This is a genomic window from Winogradskyella aurantia (assembly GCF_002266855.1).
In the GTDB taxonomy this organism is placed as follows: domain Bacteria; phylum Bacteroidota; class Bacteroidia; order Flavobacteriales; family Flavobacteriaceae; genus Winogradskyella; species Winogradskyella aurantia.
Window position 1 is genome coordinate 516575 of the sequence record NZ_NGJN01000002.1, and the last position, 17541, is coordinate 534115.

General features: G+C 32.5%; 17 protein-coding genes. 1 reads left to right on the top strand and 16 read right to left on the bottom strand.

All coding sequences use genetic code 11. The annotated features are described in order from the left end of the window. Positions 1-171 precede the first annotated feature (171 nt). From CA834_RS05725 to CA834_RS05800, 16 genes are all read right to left on the bottom strand, one after another. Entirely contained in the window at positions 172-876 is a 705-nt protein-coding gene (locus CA834_RS05725; protein WP_165764749.1) for a DUF6090 family protein, read from the bottom strand. A gap of 434 nt (positions 877-1310) precedes the next feature. Continuing rightward, on the bottom strand, positions 1311-2072 hold the full coding sequence (locus CA834_RS14700) for a DUF6090 family protein (RefSeq protein ID WP_206186853.1): 762 nt from the start codon (positions 2070-2072) through the stop codon (positions 1311-1313). Between the two features lie 163 nt (positions 2073-2235). After that, positions 2236-2667, bottom strand: coding sequence for a hypothetical protein (locus CA834_RS05735; RefSeq protein ID WP_094967707.1), 432 nt, complete (start codon positions 2665-2667; stop codon positions 2236-2238). 477 nt (positions 2668-3144) lie between these two features. After that, positions 3145-4209 (bottom strand): TlpA family protein disulfide reductase, encoded by a 1065-nt coding sequence (locus CA834_RS05740; RefSeq protein WP_165764759.1) that lies wholly within the window; start codon positions 4207-4209, stop codon positions 3145-3147. A gap of 157 nt (positions 4210-4366) precedes the next feature. Continuing rightward, positions 4367-5290 (bottom strand): hypothetical protein, encoded by a 924-nt coding sequence (locus CA834_RS05745; protein WP_094967750.1) that lies wholly within the window; start codon positions 5288-5290, stop codon positions 4367-4369. A gap of 7 nt (positions 5291-5297) precedes the next feature. After that, positions 5298-6140 carry a hypothetical protein gene (locus CA834_RS05750; protein ID WP_094967709.1) on the bottom strand — a complete coding sequence of 281 codons (843 nt, stop codon included), beginning with the start codon at positions 6138-6140 and terminating at the stop codon, positions 5298-5300. Positions 6141-6586: 446 nt separating this feature from the next. Continuing rightward, on the bottom strand, positions 6587-7501 hold the full coding sequence (locus CA834_RS05755) for a type II CAAX endopeptidase family protein (RefSeq protein WP_165764760.1): 915 nt from the start codon (positions 7499-7501) through the stop codon (positions 6587-6589). A 455-nt stretch (positions 7502-7956) separates the two neighbouring features. Next, positions 7957-9435, bottom strand: coding sequence for an ArnT family glycosyltransferase (locus CA834_RS05760; protein WP_165764761.1), 1479 nt, complete (start codon positions 9433-9435; stop codon positions 7957-7959). 198 nt (positions 9436-9633) lie between these two features. Further along, positions 9634-10164, bottom strand: coding sequence for a VOC family protein (locus CA834_RS05765; RefSeq protein WP_317042069.1), 531 nt, complete (start codon positions 10162-10164; stop codon positions 9634-9636). A gap of 57 nt (positions 10165-10221) precedes the next feature. Next, entirely contained in the window at positions 10222-10923 is a 702-nt protein-coding gene (locus tag CA834_RS05770) for a CPBP family intramembrane glutamic endopeptidase (protein WP_206186848.1), read from the bottom strand. 20 nt (positions 10924-10943) lie between these two features. Then, positions 10944-11600 (bottom strand): DUF998 domain-containing protein, encoded by a 657-nt coding sequence (locus CA834_RS05775; protein WP_094967712.1) that lies wholly within the window; start codon positions 11598-11600, stop codon positions 10944-10946. Between the two features lie 2 nt (positions 11601-11602). Continuing rightward, positions 11603-12721: an acyltransferase family protein gene (locus tag CA834_RS05780; RefSeq protein WP_165764762.1), complete on the bottom strand. Its 1119-nt coding sequence runs from the start codon at positions 12719-12721 to the stop codon at positions 11603-11605. Between the two features lie 93 nt (positions 12722-12814). Continuing rightward, complete coding sequence (locus CA834_RS05785; RefSeq protein WP_094967714.1) at positions 12815-13687, bottom strand: LytR/AlgR family response regulator transcription factor; 873 nt, start codon at positions 13685-13687, stop codon at positions 12815-12817. A 200-nt stretch (positions 13688-13887) separates the two neighbouring features. Next, positions 13888-14736: a DoxX family protein gene (locus CA834_RS05790; protein WP_094967715.1), complete on the bottom strand. Its 849-nt coding sequence runs from the start codon at positions 14734-14736 to the stop codon at positions 13888-13890. A 96-nt stretch (positions 14737-14832) separates the two neighbouring features. Then, complete coding sequence (locus CA834_RS05795) at positions 14833-15966, bottom strand: helix-turn-helix domain-containing protein (RefSeq protein ID WP_094967716.1); 1134 nt, start codon at positions 15964-15966, stop codon at positions 14833-14835. A 62-nt stretch (positions 15967-16028) separates the two neighbouring features. Next, positions 16029-16640 carry a TetR/AcrR family transcriptional regulator gene (locus tag CA834_RS05800; RefSeq protein ID WP_165764763.1) on the bottom strand — a complete coding sequence of 204 codons (612 nt, stop codon included), beginning with the start codon at positions 16638-16640 and terminating at the stop codon, positions 16029-16031. Positions 16641-16721: 81 nt separating this feature from the next. Between CA834_RS05800 and CA834_RS05805 the strand changes: the two genes are divergently transcribed. Then, complete coding sequence (locus CA834_RS05805; RefSeq protein WP_094967718.1) at positions 16722-17405, top strand: hypothetical protein; 684 nt, start codon at positions 16722-16724, stop codon at positions 17403-17405. The last annotated feature ends 136 nt before the right edge of the window (positions 17406-17541 follow it).

Here is a 17541-nt window from a genome sequence, read left to right on the forward strand (position 1 = left end):
TTAATTGGATTTTGTCTTAATGACGCACAACAGTTTTGGCTATGGTTTCGTTACGGAATGGTACGCGAGTATCATTCCGCCGACACGAGCATGTAGTGCGAACTGTGCGTAGCAAATTTTCGTAAGTAGGCGAGAAGCCAGCAATAAAATATAAACGTTGTTGTGCTTTCGTTATTTTTTACGGTTTTCCAATTCGTTGTTAACCATTTTTAATGTCTTTTCAGTTTTTTCTTTGAATATCATTAAATTTCGTTCGTATGCCAAATTCAAAAGTTCTAAATGGTAAAATGGTCCTAAAACTTTTGGGTCATTCAATAGATGCTTGTAATCATAAGCTATCATCAATCCTCCAAAACCCTCTGAAATTTTAGTAATTTTAAAGTTATCGTATATATTTTCGGCTTGTATCAAACCTAATTGTTCAATTCTAGAAAGAATTCCATTTATATCTGCCAATTCTGTTGTGTAGTGTTTCGTGATTCGTTTTCTTAATTCAGTGTTTTGAACAATATCAAAACCTCTTTCTTTTAATAACTCAAATCCAGAGTTGTTAAAAGTTTTGTAACCCCTATGATAGTATACATCCATAAATAAGCTGTCCAGTTTTTTATCATAAGGCAACTTGTTTTCAATATGCAATATTACCTCTCTACTATGAAGTATTTTATTTTCTAAACTTTTTAAGTTAATAGATAAAACAGATATATCCTGATTAAGCGCCACTTGTATTTCAGAAAGCGTTTCTAACTCAGCTAATCTTAATTTTCTGTTCTCATTCCAATTGTTTATTCCTAACGCAATCAAAATTCCAACAACTACAAGAACAATCTCTCCAATTGCATATTTAAAATACTTTCCGGTTTTGTTTTCACTCATAAGCTTATATCTTATACGTCTGAAAAATTTAATCATAAATCTAATTTAAGCATTAAGTTTGTCCGCAAGCGCCGCCTGCCCGCTAAAGTTTTTTCATCGGGACAGATAGTGATGCAGGGCTATCTTATGCCTGCCCCTCAGCGCTGGCTCCTCTCTAAAAATGTCTACTAGACATTTTATTAACGTTCGGTCCCCACCGGACATTTAATTTACTATGTAAATCTTGGCTCGATAGTATCATTGGTTAGCAGTTTGTCATAATTGTTGCCAACGGTTTCGGATTTGAGTAGTTGCGTGGTTTTGCACTTAACTTTACAAGTACACACAAAGCTGAAAATCCGCGAGACACGAGCACTTAGTGCGAACTGTGCGTTAGCAAATTTTCAGAGATAAGCGAGGACAAGCAATTACTTATAGCCATTGTTGTGCTTTCGTTATTCTTTCAGTTTTACTTCTTCTTCTAATAATTGATTGATTAATTTGTAAGTCTTCAAGATATGTTCCCCGTTTCTAACATTTTCTTGTAAAAAATAAACATTTCTTAAAAGTAAATTTTGATATTCTAAACTGCTATAGGCTTCTAAAAACAATTTATTTGTTTCAATTTCACTTTTGAAATCATTTTTAAGTGTATCAATGGAATCCACATTATAATAGCGATAAGGTATTAACTTCCTTTCTAAAACGGTTATTTCTTTATCCCAGAAATCAAGATGTCTTGCTTCATCTTCCATATAATCTAAGAGTATGTCATTCCAATCTGTAAGAAAATATTTTAAGGAATCATTTTCTACTTTGTCAATTTTCCCTGTTGATAAAATGGAATTCAAAATGCTTTTTGATGGGTTATAAGTCCTAACTCCAATTGCAGTGGGTCTAAATGTTAGGTTTGATTCTGTCAAATTAGGATCTGAGATTTTGGATATAAAGGCAACCCATTTTAAGGTCGTATTTATTTTGAATTGATGATGCTCTTTAAATACTTTGGTGTTTTTCGAGAACTCTTGTCTTAAATCCTTTAAAGCAGTTAATTCGCTTATCGAGTCTTTTCTTGACTCATTCCAATTATTAATCTGTAGCGCAATCAAAATTCCAAGAACCACAAGAACAATTTCTCCAATTGCATATTTAAAATACTTTCCAGTTTTTCTTTCTGAAAGTAAATTTTGTCTAATTTTTCTAAAGAATTTTATCATTGGTTAACGGTTGGTCATAATGAAGCACAACGAGTTTTTATAAGATTTGTGCGACGTAAAAATCGGAGATTTTTCCGCCGTAGCAATATTTTTGTTGAATGTTTGTCGGTTTGTACTAGTTCCGATTTGAGCATAAATTTTATGAGGTGTTGGCAACTGGCTTTTATTTTTCCAATTTCAATTCGTTAATATTTACTTTCAGCCTTACTGTCTTTCTATTATTATAAATTCCAAATTCGACTTCAAATTCTCTTTCATATTCTTTTATTTCAGTCCATTTAATAAACTTTGGATTATAAAAAGGTCCAATTTCGAAAAGATTCTGATTCGGTTCTTCGTCAAATTCAGAAACCGCAATTAACAAGTTATGTGAAACTTCACAACTTTCTAATCCTGCGCTTCCGGTTCCGTTGTCGATTGTATATATTTTTACGGACAGATAATTTTCTCTATTCTCTCCAATTAGTTCTGAATTATTCAGGACTTTAGTTAGTCGAGAATTTTCTGATTTCTCTATCTTCAGTTTATTCTGCCCGAAAGATATTTGTGTCAAACAAATTATTAAAACTAATATTAATGTTGATTTTATTTTCATTTTTCAGCTTGTTGCCAACACAAGGGTTAAACGTAGTTCTGGTACGAGAATGAAAAGATAATAAATTCTAAAACAATAATTAGAGAAGAGGACTTCCTTATACTCTCTAATTATTGGTCGTCAATTAGCCTCGCGAGGCGAGGTGTATATTGTAGAATTTATTAGATTGGGAATTCGAGGGCCAGGGCCAAATTACTTTTAACCGACGATGTCGCACGTTTTGGCTCGAAGCCCGCTAAAGGCGATAGTCTATTGATTTGCTGTTGGTGTAATTTGGTTTAACCCTTGTGATGATAACACATTTACTTTAAGATGCTTTGTCTGCGAAGCAGCGCAGATTAAAGTTCGCCTTTGGCGAATGTGTTATCATCGTTTTTGTGTATGGTTAGTTGCGTGGTTAAGCAACTAATTTAGTAAACAAATACGAACCCATGAAAATTCCGAAGGAATTTTCCAAATAAGCACTTGCCAAAGCAATTAATTATACACGGTGTTGGCAATAGTTTTTCTGCCACTTGTTATTGAGTCCAAGACTTTTCTTAACTTCTCTAAACTAATATCGTTTGCGATTACTTTCCCTTTTTCATCAACTAAAATATTATAAGGAATAGCAAATATGCCATACTTATTTGCCAAATTCCCTGCAAAACCTTCCGTGTCAATTACGTTCTCCCATTTTGGTTTTTCTGTACCCATAGCTTTAAGCCAATCATCTTTTTTTTCATCGATGGATACACCAAGAATTTTTACTCCTTTTTCCTCGAAGTCATTGTTTATAATTGTCAATTCTGGAAATTGAGCTCGACAAGGTTTACACCAAGCAGCCCAAAAATCGATAAATAGAATTTGTCCTCTAAAATCTTTGGTGCTTATTAAATCATCCTCTTTATTTGGTAAGACAAAATCATAAATTGAATCATTGACTTTTATTTTATATTCTGGGAAAGCTTTAAATTTTATAGATTTAATAGAAAAAGGGTCTTGAGACTTAATGTTAAGCTTATTATATAATTGTCCGATTTGTTCTTTACTTAAAATAGTGTCATTTGAAATTTCAGAAAGTAAATCTCCTGAATATCTATGATTTGGGTTTTGAGTTATGATTTTTTGTAGTTTTTCATAAAGTTCTTTTTGCCAATCTTTGTCAGAGGAAAATTTTTGTTTAAAATCCTCAAAATCTTTTACTAAAATTGAGGTTTTAGTACCAGTAATCCTATTTATAGTAATCCAATAAATATTGTATTCTTTAATTTTCTTTTTTGAGATTGTTATTTCGGTTTCTATTTCCTCATTTTCAAGGTAAAAATTCTTCTCGTTTGCTGAAATATAATTTGTGCTGTAAGATGCGCTAATTGGGTAAGAAACAGAACCTTTAAAAAACGCTTTTCCATTTGTTACTAAAGAACTGTCTTTTATATTATCATAATTTAGATATAAATATCCTTTGTAATCTCCATTTACTTTCACTTCAAGATTAAATTCATTTGGTTTATCTTTTTTACAAGAAATGAATAATAATATTAGAATTTGAATATATTTCATACTGTTTTTTTTAATTATTGCCAACGGTAAATTGTATGAGTAGTGGCAGATTGCGTGGTAGTTTCCTATCAAACCGCTACGCAGTTTGGGCGGGCTACAAACCTTGATATTTAGCACTTTGCCTGCCATTACTTATACAAAATGTTGTGTGCAGTTATTATTCATTATAATTTTCTTTAATCACATCACCTAATTCTGTCATTAATTCGATGAATCTACCTAACTCCGAATTAGTTAGTTTGTATTTTCTTCCAATCAAATAATTTAATTCAGGTACTTTTTTTACACAATCAGAATCTACAACTCCCATATTATGCTCAAAAATGTGTCGAATTTGAAAATACTTTATTAAACTATTAAAATCAGAATGTCTGTCTGAAATAAAGTTGTCCATTTTCTCATTCAGAACATATAGGTTCTGAAATAGATTTTGGGGCTTTGAAGGATAATGGTCAGGTTTTTTCTTTCTTAATTCTTTACCTAATCCATCAAATGCTGAAATACCTGTGGTCAAAATTGAGCTTAATGAAATCTCTAAAATATCCTCTGGAATCTCAGGTTTTGAAAAAATATCCAATTTCTTTTTAATTACTTCAAGTGATTTTTCATAAATAAGAAATGCATTAGTTTCATTACAGTCTGGACAATTTGAAAATACACCATAAATAGCAAATTCAAGTCCGCAATTATCACAAGTCAAATTTGTTTCTAGCTCTTTCTCAGTGTAATATTTGATTGGAAATCTAAAGTTATGACCTGTAGTTTTCACCTTGAATTGAATCAAGCTATTTCTTGAACTTCTTTCTAATTGTTTAAAAGAGTTTGTTAACTTATCAAGTTGTGGTTTTAGAATTTTATTAAATGCTTGTTGCATAGCTATACTCCGAGCATATTCCAATTGTGCTTGAGTCCAAAATGTATCAGATTTTCCTTCGTATTCACAGTATGGACAGTGGCAATGGTCTGTTTCTAATCCAGTGCCTGGTTTTAATTTAAAATATTGTTCGCACTCTAAGCATTCTCTGCCTAACATTCCATTCTCATCAAGAGGTATATTAATTGATATTTTTAAATCTCCCATATCCTTATTATTTTCTCCCAATAACACTTACTATTGGTTCAATATCTGAATCAATTAAATTCACTCCAAATGTAGCTTGTCCTAGTGCTTTTATTTTTCGGATTCTTTCTTTTACAACAATTGCATTAATTCTTTGAGGTTTTGATGCAAATTGTTCTTGAGCAAGAAAGGTTATAATTCCTTCTTTAGATAAGTTATTCGCTAGATTTTCATCAAGAGTCTCAACTATTATTCGAAGTAGTTTTAATATATCAATTGTTTCTGATTCGCCAAAATCTAAAACATCAGTACTTTCAAAATCTAAACCAGTTAGTGTATGACTCCAATATGAATTAAGATTCGCACCTTGAGTTTGAATTAGATTGCTCATAGGAGTTGAAATTGAATCTGCAATATGCGTAAATAAGTTTCTTCTTAACCTTATGTATTTTATTGTATCTATAAGTTCTCGTGGTGGAAGAGTACAACTTGATGAGTTTAATGTAAGTATATATTTTTCTTCTAATTGATTATCATTTGTAACTACATATGTGCTAGGATTAAATTGACTTAAAATATCAAGGCTATCTCGCAAATAATAACTTGTCACTTCGTAACTTGTAGAAATGTAAGCTCCAAATGTGAATTTTTCATTGAGTTCTTGAAACTTAGGGAGTTCATTTATTGTAACATTAATTCTCGGAGCCATTACATTGTTTGCAAACAAGTCAGGCGTATAAAGTTCACCAGCCTTTGAGCCAAAATCATTTAGTCTTTTATTTAATTCATTTCGATTAAATTGGAAGAAACATAATTGGTCATTTAATGAAGCTAGTCTATCAATATATTTTTTGAGTAATGAAGTTTTCATATTTGTATCTCAGTTTCATCTTTGGTTTAATTGCACACAACGCCCTGCTAAACGCAGTGACGTTCTGGGTTAAAAATTTATGGTGACTGAAAGTTACATATAAATTTTAAAGACAGGCAGAACGTTGCCAAATTGCTTTTAGGAATTGTTGGGTCGGGTTTTTGGTGTTTTCAAAGTTGTGGCCTAAGGCTTTGAGTCCCAACCGATGTTGCAATTTGGTTTAGCAGGGCGTTGGGACGGATGTCCAAGGGGCGGGAATTGCGCAGCAATGTAGCGACTTGGTAGAAGCCGCAGGCTTTAAATCCGTCCCAACGGTCAAGTATAAGAATAGTAGCGGATTTTTATGCACTAACTTTTTGGTGTATTCCTGTTGGTTGGTTGATAGATTTCATTCTCGTTTTAGCACTTAAACCGCTATTGTTTTTATACATTGTTAGCTGCTGGCTTTAATCAGTTATATTGTTTTCATAAATGTGGTTGTAGTTTTTTTTCTGCCACATTTTATCATTGATAATGCAGAAAACGGTGAATAAAAATGCCAATACTGTTAATATTATTTCTGAATAACCGAATGCCCTACTTATATTATTTACCGTGGCGTGTAATAACATAACTGCGAGAACAGAATACGAAGATTTATTATATAACCAAGTAAAAATAATAGTAAGTGGAATTGTCCATGCAAATCTTGGAAGCAGGTCTACAAATCCACCAGTGGAATAGAATCCATTATAATGCAATGGAAGATGCCACAGGCTCCACAAAAATGAGATTGCTAAAGTACCAATTAAGGGATTATATTTTTTTTGTAATTCTTTTTGTAAGAAACCTCTCCAGCCAAATTCCTCATTACCTCCAAGAAAGAAAAAAGAGCTAAAAAACCCTACTAGAAGAATAGGTTCGGGCTTTACTACAAAATCGGTAGTTTCCATTCCTAACACATCACCCATAAAGTAGCTACCTAGACATAGTAAAATAAGTAAAAAAACGCCAATTATATACCACTTTACTTTTCCCTTTTCAAAAAGCGAAGACTTGATATAGTTTTCTTTCAATTTTAAATTGGTAGCATTACTAAAATTAATGGCTAAAATAAAAAGAACTATCCCAAAGCATATATAACCCAAAATACTTACTTCATTTAGATCTGGCACGTTTCCATTTATATCATGCCATCCATTATTTACAAAATACAATCGCAAAAAGAGCACCAATGCAGTTACTATAAAAACGGTAAAAAAAATTGGTTTGGAGTCGATTTTGATTTTTTCAACTGAATTTATAATGGTAATTAGATAACCAGCAATTAAAGGACCACATAATCCAATAAGGATCATGGCAAATCCTATATCTTTTGGCAACGATACGATGACTGGTAAAAACCAAAAGGTAAAAGAAATACCAAAGGTTAGCACAATAAAGCTCAATATTGGTTTCGTCTTAAATAGTGCTTGCATTTTTGATTTTTTAGTCGGTTTATTTTTCAGCTTGCAGCTAACGCCTAGGCTATGATTTCGTTGCGTGTTTAAGCACAAACCTTTCGGTTTATCTCAGAAAATAAATATATAAAAAAGCCAATGAATTAAACACTTTGAAGCAATTAATTATATACGGTGTTGGCGGTAGTTGTTTATTTCGTTTTACCGTCGACTAGCTTTTCGTATCCTACATCATTCGGTTCCCACAATTCAATTTTATTTTCCTCATTGTCCATAATACAAATTGTCTTACCGTTTCCTTCAGTCATTATAATTTGAGAAAAGGCAAGGTTTTTTATTAGCCGTCTGAATTTATGAATTCCATTTTATTCCCATAGCTATTCAAAAATCCTTGTTTTAAATTCAGTTCGCAATTGATTAAAATTTAGTTTTGGCTTTTTACAAATATAAATTGTTTGCCACAATTTTTTTTCGTTATCAGCATACGGATTATAAATTCGCTTTACAGCTACAACAGAATAAAAGAAGGACTGAAAAAAATCAATTCCTGCTTCCCCGTTTGAAAACGCTAAAATCGTTTTAGGTAATTCGCCTTTTTCTGGTGACCAAAGGTAGAAACTGCCGTGGTATGAAATTGCTTTTGGCAGTTCGTAATTTTCCCTGAAAAGGTTTACACCACCTGCTTGACTATAATGTTTGCCCCAAATCAAACAATCCTCCTTTTCGTTAAGTGGTAGGCTATCATAAACGGCTTGAAGTCCGTCCATAGTTTTTTCCCATTTTGATTTCGAGTAGTACTCCTTATATTCTATTTGGTAGCGATTGTCTTTTTTGTCTATTCCTGCGAATTTGATAAATGTGTCCAACGGCAGGACTGCTAACCCAAATGGAATCAACATAATTCCTGCCAAAAAGAGAAGAGCCGTTGTTGGATATAAAATCCAATGTCGTTTTGACAGAATTCTTTGCTCAAACCAAATGCTCCCAAATATTATCAACGTTATCATTGCGGGATACATATAGTAAGCTTTACTTTTGTTCAACGCCAAGAGCATTAAGGAAATGATGATTGTAAACGCAATTGGTCGATAATAGGTTGGATTGTTTTTTGTTCTAAACATATAGAATAAACCACCAAGCCAAAAAAACATTGTTACTGGATTTAAGGATATGATTATCATTTCAAGAACTCCCAAAATCGTCAATTTGTCCAATTGGGTTTCATAAAGGCGCGAGAACATATCAAGTACCGGAAATCCGTGTTTGTATTGCCACAGAACATTTGGGGCTATAATTAAAATGAACAAGAGAATATATTTCCAAATGTCTTTTTGCAAGATTTCTATTCGTGTCGGCTTGTAAAATAGCAATCCTCCAAGTCCTGCAATAAAGAAAAGAATATCATATTTTGTAAGGAAGCCAAAACCAACACAGATTGTTAGATAAAGTAAATATTTTTTGTCAAAGCTTGTAACATATCTTACCAATTGATAAAACGAAAGAAGCCAAAACAACTGAGTAAATACTACGGGCTGAAAGAGTTGATGGCCTCGACCGAAAGCGGGTGCTGTCAAAACACAAAGAAGTACAATAAAAACCGCTTTTGATTTACCTCCCAATTTAACTGTTGTAAGTGCGATTAATATTAAAATCAATAAAGAAGCAATGTGTGAAAAGATGTGATGAACAAATACGGATTGGGAATGAAATTGATTTTGGATAAAAGCCAACCAACCAATTACAGGTGGAAATTCCATATATCCCATACTTGGATAGTTTCCAGTTTCAATGTGTAATAATTCGTCCCCTTGAAATCCTGAATTAGAGTCAGCAATTAGATGAAGTGTTAATTTCAAAACACAAAAAAAGCCTATGATTAAAAATATATTTCTATTCAGCATATGTTCAAATGCCAGGTAACGGTTTGGCTATGAGTAGTATCAAATTTTTTTCTCACAAACCTTTCGGCTTTGCACTGACCTTTGTTTTATATTTATACTCTCGTTTTATCACTTATACCGCTATTACTTATACTTATTGTTGGCGGTAGTTGTTTATTTCGTTCTACCTTCGACTAGCTTTTCGTATTCTACATCATTCGGTTCCCACAATTCAATTTTGTTTCCCTCATTGTCCATAATATGCACGAATTTACCATATTCAAACTCTTCAATACTATCTAAAATAGTTACTCCGTTTTCCTTCAATTTTGCTAAAAGTTTTTCGAGGTGTACAACTCTATAGTTTATCATAAACTCTTTTGTGGATGGCTCAAAATGCGTTGTTTCTTTAGTAAACGGACTCCATTGGGTAAATCCTTTTTTTGTAGCATCACTTCCTTGATACCATTCAAAATTTGTTCCCCATTTGTCTGTGTTTAGTCCTAAATTTTTTTGATACCATTCTTTGGTTTTTTCAGGGTTTTCAGTTTTGAAAAATATGCCTCCAACACCTGTTACTCTTGGTTCATCATTATTCATAGTCTTTTCTTTTTTAGTTTCTGTTTGTTTTTTTGTTTCATTTTGTTCTTTACAACTTATCGTAATTAATAATAACAAAATAAATAGTATTTGATGTCTTATCATATCGTTATTATTTTAAATTTCAATTAACTTTTCGGATTACGAAATTTAAGCTATCAATTATTTTAGAACTTGAAAGATTCCTAATAAAGCCGACAATATTACCAACCAATGGATAATGATGTTTAGATATAATTTTTTTCTGAAAACATAAATAATTCCAAAAATAATACCAGTAATTAAGAACCACCAAAATTGGTCTATTGATTTTAATCCGTGCTGAAAGATAAAAGGAATTGAAGCTATTAAAACTGCTAACCATTTATTGATTTTATTGCTAACCAACGCTTTTATTGCAAATCCACGATAAACAATTTCCTCCGCTAAACCCGCTACCAAGCCCATAAATATAAATATGACCCTTGATGTGGTTGTTTTTGGTGTTAAAGAAGATAAAGCTTTTAACTTTTCGGTGTCTATGATTGAGTTTGAAAGGGCTATCTCAATAAATGCTAACAATCCAAAAGCAAAAATTAAATAACCTAAAATCAGATAGATAGTTTTCTTCTTATTAAACGTTAAACCGATTTCGCTCCATTGCCAACCAGATGATTTCAAAATTTTGGAAATAATCACGATTTGTAATAAGTACCATCCGATTATTATTATCCAAAACGTGTTGAAAAAATCAAGACCGAAAGCGGTTATTAAATGACGATTTAAAAGTAGTAAGGATATTAATGTCGCTATTATTGGAAACCCAATAAAAACCGTTAGTGTCTTTGAAAGAGACATTGCCTTAGGAAATTCTGTCTTTTGCATTTTTTTAGTTGTTTGGCTGATTATTGTTGGTTAATTGTTTTGCTATTGACGTCAATATCATTCTTTATTAAGAAAACAGAATAATATATAAGCCAAAAGAGATAGACAAATTCAGTAACTCTTTGTAGTATTCCTGCTATAGGGCTATTGGCATTACCGAGAAATATCATACCAAAAAAGAATCCAATGAAACTAAGAATAATCGAATTGTTTGATATTGTTTTAAACTTGTCAATATTTTTAAATCCGAAACCTATAAAGTATAAGCTTAACGGTGTCATTGTGTATGTTATAACGCTCAAAAGCGTATGAAGTGTTTGAGGAATACTAGAATCAGCGTAATCTCTATTACAACCATAATCGCAAGGAAAAACGCTTACTAAGGAAGTGAATATTCCGTAAAAGATGCCAAAACCAATAAATCCGAAAAAAGTGTATTTATAGTTATTGAACAGTCTAGCTTTTAAAAAGCAAAATACGCCAATTAAAAGACCACTTGGAACATATCCATACCATCTAAGTAGATGTCCATATTCAGTTCCAGATGCATAAGATTCGCTAATGTATTGAGAGATATGGCTATAACCTTCAAAGACATAACCACCTATGATTGTTGTAATTATGAACAATACCGCTCCTAAAATGCCGATATAATTTGAAAGTTTATTGTAATTCATTTCTATTTTAGATTAGGTTTGTTTTTCATACCAAAAAGCACTCTTATAATTTTAAAAGGGTAAATCATAAAACGATATATAATTATGATTACTAAAAATGAGCTGATAAAAAGTATTGTCAACTTGGCTGGTATGTTTAAGTCCAGCTGAATGATATAATATGCAAAAACTACGATTACTGTTTGATGCAAAATGTAAAATGGGTAAATAGCTTCATTCATCTTTTTTAGCCATAGACTTGGTTTATTTAAGTGAATTTGACCATATCCTAACAATGCCAATACAAAACTCCAACCCAATAAACAGCACAAGCCATACCAAATATCCCAGCGAACAGAAATGCTTAAATGTGGTTCTACAACAGTATTTGGAACGAAATAGTAACCATAGAATAAAAATGAACTAACTATAAAGATGATTAAATGAAAACGTCTAAATTTTTTAAGATTGTCCCAAAATAATTGAGAGCTAGCAAACAGAATTCCAGCTATAAAAAAATAAGTATAAAAAAAAGTCTCAGATAAGTTTGTTAGCGAAGAAGAGCCTGTTGGATAATATCTTTTGAGGACAATGGTTAAAATTATTAATGGTAAACCTCCCGTTAATAAACCAACTTTGTATGAGGTCATTTTTGCAAACCAATTCCTAAAACGTTGGGATTTTTTAGACTTAAGAAAAATTATCAATGGGATTGCGACTATTGAAATTATATATAGGTTTTCTATAAACCAAAGATGATTTGTTTCAAATCGTCCGTCTGTATATATCTGCCAATAGGAACTAAATTCATTTATATATTGATAATAGGTTTGAGGTGGTACAATAAAAAGAACACCAAAAAATAAAGGAATTATAAGTCTGCCTGTCCTTTCTTTAAAAAATTGTTGCCAAGTACGTTTTGAAAATGCGAGTACCGTTCCTGTACCTGATATTAAAAAGAGTAAGGGTAGTCTAAATTGTTCAAAATAGACCATAATGTCGTCCAGTATTTTACTGGATTCGGAATTCATAATATGAAAACCATCGCCATTAAAAGGCATACCTATATGATGAAAATAGACTGCTAAAATAGCTATGACTCTTAGCCAGTCTAAATCGTATCTTCTTTTTTTAGTATCCACTAATCTTGTTTTGTGGGCAATTATAAAAACAAAATCAATGTGATTTCTGGTCAAGTGACAATTGACAAACCAAAGTGACGAAATGCAACCTTGTTATTTACTTATGTCTGAATAAAATCGATTAAAGTCTTCAATTTTAGACCGAGAAACTGGAACAGTTCCTTGAGGATAATCCTTTAAGCGTAGCACATAGCCTTGGGCATTTCCTGAAATAGATTCAATAGCTCTAAGATTTACGATGTATGAGCGATGCACCTTAAAAATGAATGGGAAAGAACTTAATTGTTCGTAAAATTCTTTTAAGGTTAGTCTTTTTAAGTGTTTTTCAAATCCGTTTGAAGTCGTGTAAAATATCTCGATATAGTTTCCGTCAACTTTTGCAAAAAGAAAAGTTTGTAAATCCAACTCAAAATTTTCTTCAATAATTGGCGTTTGAATTTGAGCAATTGTATTTACTTCCTTTGTGTTTTGTTGTTGAATTGGTAATTTTTTTAAAACGCTTGAGTGTTTGTAAATCAATCGTTCTAAATTGAGAGGTAAAATGATTATCAAAAGTAAACTGCCAACTAGAAAAGTATTCCGAATTTCTTCCCACAAGTATCTAAAAGACCAATTATCAGGATTAGTGTAAATAAAATCTCTAATAAGGAAGCTAGCAAGACCTATTAGAAACAGGATTACTGCCAAATGCAAAAACTCTTTGCCTAAAGTCCAGTTTTCAATTTTTTTGACGGATTTTTTTAGAAAAAAAACATAAACGAAAGCGACTGGTATCGGTATTACAGAATGCAAAACAACAATCCATAGACTATTTATTTTGTGTTCTGAAACATTTACAACAAATGGCTCAAATAAATAAGTAAATAGAAAACTAACTATTGCAAGACAACAAAGAATGAAAAGCACTTTTTTTAATTCCTCGTAATAAAAAGGGTAAGGTTGTTTTATGTAGGTTTCAATATTCATTTACTGTTCAAGGTCAATCCTGTTCGTTTTTTTTCAATTACCGCCAACGTTAAGTATAAGCGTAGTGCGGGATTTCACTGCAATCCATCTTTGTACTACACTAAACTTTAAAAGAAGCTAAAATACTCAATTTTAACGACTCAGCCCGCATTACGCTTATACAGTGTTATGCCTTGTTTTTTATTCCCATCTATGGTAAATCATTCTCGGTTATTCAATTTCAAGGTAGCATTACTCATTTTTTTTTCGACACTTAAAAATGGCTTATCACTATCAATTCGTTTCCCCTGCATCACTGTATCTACTTGTGAATCGGATGCCATGTATATCTTTGATTTAACAGGCAATTCAAATTTTACCTTTTGAAATGGCAAAAACCATTTTACGAGCGTGTTATTACCTTCCTGTTGCGGTTGGTATATTATTAAAGTGACTTTTTTAGGCAATATGCTATTGTTTTTCAAATAAAACTGAACTTTTGAAGTGTCTATTGCTATAGCTTCAGTTTGATAAGGCATTGAATAGACATTGGCTTGACCTGTAGCATAGTTGAACGACAAGAGCAGTAATAAAACCGCTGATATGTTTGCCATTTTTTTAACAAGCTTTCGGTTGATAAAGTAGTCCAGACTGAATTTTCCGGGGCCAAATAGTAAGATACAAAGGCACATTATCATGAAGAAGAACGAGGTTAATCCTGAGTTTCCAATATCTCCATTATGATAAATAAAGGTAGCTGTAAAAGTCACAAAGACATTTAATAGTGCGGCAGGTCGGGTCAATAAACCAAGCATCAGTAAAATTCCGCCAAAGAATTCAGACAATACCGCAACCCAGGCAAAGAAGGTTGGAAATGGAAACCCCATATTGGCAGTATCTTGAATGAACCACTCTTGTGGTCCCCAAATACCATTTTTTGGAAAGAACTTTTCAAAGACTGTGCAAAGTGCAAGTCCTACAAAGAAACGAAGGAGTAAGAAGCCAATATTTTGGCTTATAGAGTTTTGCTGATTTCCACCAAAAAGGAAGGCTTTAATTTTGTTGTTCATAATTACTACAGTTTAATTTGTGAGTAGCAAATATGAAGGCTTACAATTACTTAAACGCTTCAAATCTGGATTTGGGACATACTTTAGGAACAGCTATTAGACAGGTGGCGTCTTGCCTTGCGTCATCTTGACGAATTCCGAAGGTGTTACTCCGCAAGTGGACTTGAATACTCTGTTGAATGTAGATTTGGAATTAAAGCCACAGTCATACGCAATGCTTGTCAAGGTAAAGGTCTTGTTTTGACCTTCTTTGATTCTTTCTTTGAAAGCTGCAATTCGGAAGTTGTTCACGTATTGGTTGAAATTCAATTCTACTCTCTTGCTCAGTATGTGAGAGCAATGTTTTTCAGGAATCTCAAGGTATTTGGATAGAAGCTCAAGATTCAAGTCTGGATTCAGAAAAACCTTATCTTTAGTCATTAGTAATTCCAGTCTTTTTAGTAACTCTGACAATTCATTTTCGTCAATAACTGAATCTTTTTGGCTGGGTTTTGATGTAAATATCTGTAAAGGATAATATTGTTTGAAACCGTTTATTGAAATCCAAAACACAAAAGCGGAAAGCGTGAATGTATGAACTATGAAAAATGGGAAACTCGATAAAAAGGTAGGAGATGTGTTGTATTCTATCAATGAAAAACAAAATTCAATAACAGCAATCAATAACATTCCAGCTGAAAAATTCGTGAGCCATCTTTTAATGTCAGCTGTCCAAAAGTAGGCTTTGATGTCTTTTCTTTTCAAGTAGGATAAGGCAAGAATAGTATATCCAACCAAAAAAGTCGGGAAAAGAAAAGACTCTATTTGAAGGTATATCCGAAAGGCATTTTCATCATAGAGCATCGATTTGAATTCGACTGAACGGAATCCTATGAAAAAATAAATGACTACCTGTATGACTGGAATAACCAAATGAACCAAATCAGATTTATTCAAGCGATAGCTGAATTTAGACTTTACAAAAAGGTAAAAAAGAGGTGCTATACTTAATGAATAGTAAATTGGTATAAAGTATAATTGCTTAATTCTATTGCTGATTCCTGAAGTAACTAAGATATCATTGAATAATGTCAATCCCGAAAGAATGAGCAGGCAACCCAATATGTTTATGGATATATGTTTCTTGTCTTTTTGAGACAGCAATAAGATTCCCATAAATATCGATACTGATATACCTACACTGCCTATGGCAATAACAATTAGACTCGATATTGGAAGCGTTATTTCCATTGATTTATGGTATGGTCGTTCTTTTTAAATAAGGCATAACGGTTTGCAGCTAAGCCATCGTTTTAATGTGGCTTAGTTGTTGTTATCTGTATTCTTTTAAATTCATCCTTTCCCTTGTCAGTCAAGTAAGGGTATATATGTTGCAAGAGAAGATACGAATATTTGTTAATCTTTTCTTCCTTAGACAAATCATCATAAATTGATGATGATTCCAACCAATGGTCACTATAAATTTTAATCCGAACTATTAAATCATCAAATTCACCATCAAATTCTTCAGATCGTATAAGGTCACTTGCAATCATGTCTCCAATAACCTTTTTGTACATTACGTAGCGTACTTTTTCTACCTGTCTCAGAACCTCTTTTACTTTGGAAAAAGCTTTGCAGATATATTGAAGCTCTTTGAAAAAGAACCGAAATTCATATACCACGGAAAAACCAGTTTTTGTTGTTTCATATAATGATTTCAGAGGAGAGTCATTTTGAACTAAGCCTGTGTTGAGTTCAAGAGCTTCTCGGAGCATTAGATCGTGAAGTCCAAGTACTATATCTTCATGAGTTGGATAGTGATAAATCAAATTACTGTGGGCGATTCCAACATCTTTAGCCAGCTGCCTTATTGAAACATTGCTCACACCATCACGATTATATAGCGCAAGAGCTTTACTCAATATTTTTTGCTTTGTTTTATTCAATTAGTCCAGTTGGTCTAAATAAATTAGTACATTTGGCCTAAAGTTACATATTTCAATATGAAAAGAAAAAATATTCGGCAAATAACAAACACCAAATGGTTTCCTGACTTTCTTACTCGTTGTATCCATGAGTTTATGACATGGTTCGTGCATAAGGTGAAGGCCGCCAAACCATTCATGCCTGTACTTGAAGAAGGTTTACAACACACGGATCGAATAATTGTTATTGACAAGAAAGGTGGAGCGGGATTTGAAACTCTTAAAGTATTTCTAGATGAAGATATTAAGATAGTTCATGTAGATTCAGATGCTTTCGAAGCCAATGAAACAGGTCTTTACGTCAGCGTGAATTCGTTTCATCAATTTGATGAAGACAAGGCAAAATCAATATTAAAGAAGGTCGCGTCTAAACAACAGCCCATTGCAATTTTGGAAGGAAATAATGACAGCTTATGGCAAGTTTTTGGTATGACTGTTATTGTTCCTTTGACGGTTATTCTTACTGCTCCCTTTGTAAAACCCTTTCGGTTTGAGAGACTGTTTTTTACATATTTAATACCAATACTTCCTTTAGTTACTTTTCTAGATGGTTTTATAGCCTTGTTTAAGTTGTATGCACCTGATGATCTGGATGAACTTACGGCAACTATTGATGTTGAGAATTATATGTGGCGATCTGGAAAAATGGATAATGGAAGAGGAGGTAAGATAATTTATTTAATAGGTCACCCGCAAAAGTAATTACAGATAACGGTCTCCTTTACTTTACAACAACATAATTACAGTTGTTTACATTTACTAAGAAACAAGAGGAGAACTAAAACGGTCTTTGGAATCGCAGTTCCTTTATACGTATCAGTCCTCTTGTCTCTCTTAG